We start from the raw sequence: 1,080 nt of genomic DNA, 5'->3' as shown, positions 1-1,080 counted from the left end.
TACGAGGTGCCCTCTTGCTCGGGTCTGATGGAAGCGTAGAAACTCCCATCATCCCAGGTCAGCGGGCACCTCTTCTGATTTCTCCATCCACAGCCCGACCACTACGCGGTGGATCCAGGTTCAGGAAGCTGCCAGTCTGGGATCAGAACCGGGTTCCGCCGCCGCTCGTCGGCGCCCCCGCCGGTGGCAGGAGCCCCAGCTCCGCCGCCCTGACGCCGGCCTGGAAGCGGGACTGGGCGCCGAGGAGCGCCATGACCTCCGCGACGTGGCGCCGGTAGGTGCGCACCGAGACGGTGAGTTCGCGGGCGGCCACCTCGTCGGTGACGCCCGCGCGCAGTGCGCCGAGGATCTGCCGGGCGAGCGCGGCTCGGTCGCGGTCGCCGAAGACGATGCGCTCGCCGGCGGGCACGGCGTTGCGCCAGACGCTCGCGAAGAGCGTCCCGAGGGTGTGCAGGACCTCGGGAGCCCGGATCGTGGAGGCTCGTACGCCGGCCGCCGACTCGGCCACCACGAGGGCGGCGCTGCCGTCCACCAGCAGCGCCTGAAGCGGGGGGACCCGGGCCACCCGGATCGCCACCGGGCGCTCCAGGCCGAGTTGTTCGCGCACGAAGTCCTCGTCGACCATGGACAGGCTGGTCAGCAGCCGGACCGAGACCCCCTCGGCCGCCGTGTAGATCAATTTCCGTTCGGCCCGCTCGCTGCGTCCCGACATCTCCTCGGCTCCCGGCAGCCGGGCGTGCACGATGTCGATGGTCTGCACGGCCCCCCGGATGAGGGTCGCCGCGGCGTGCAGCACCGGTCCGTAACCGCCGTCGACGGTGGCGATCTGCTGCGCCCTGGTGCTGCGGTCGCGGTGGATGGCCACCGTCGACTCGATCAGGGCCCGTACTTCCAGGAGGGCATGTTCCAGTTCGTCCTCAGGCCCTTTGGCCACGTCGTACCCACCACCCCGTTGGCCTCGATCCTTCAGTGATGAGGTCGTGTTCGTGGGGTGGTCGGTTCACCCCGGTTTGTTCTCGTGGTGAGGTTCCGGGGTCGTCGCGTGTCGCTGCGGGGTGCGCCGGGTTCCACGGGTCCGGG

The 1,080-nt window shown here is 70.6% G+C and carries 1 protein-coding gene; it reads right to left on the bottom strand.

What is annotated here, in order from left to right; all coding sequences use genetic code 11:
• Positions 1-142 precede the first annotated feature (142 nt).
• A complete protein-coding gene (locus OTB19_RS43010) occupies positions 143-934 on the bottom strand; it encodes a LuxR family transcriptional regulator (protein WP_267804298.1) in 792 nt (263 codons plus the stop codon).
• Positions 935-1,080 lie beyond the last annotated feature (146 nt).

This window comes from Streptomyces sp. H27-H5, from assembly GCF_026627505.1.
In the GTDB taxonomy this organism is placed as follows: domain Bacteria; phylum Actinomycetota; class Actinomycetes; order Streptomycetales; family Streptomycetaceae; genus Streptomyces.
This window is presented reverse-complemented; position numbering and strand designations above follow the sequence as displayed.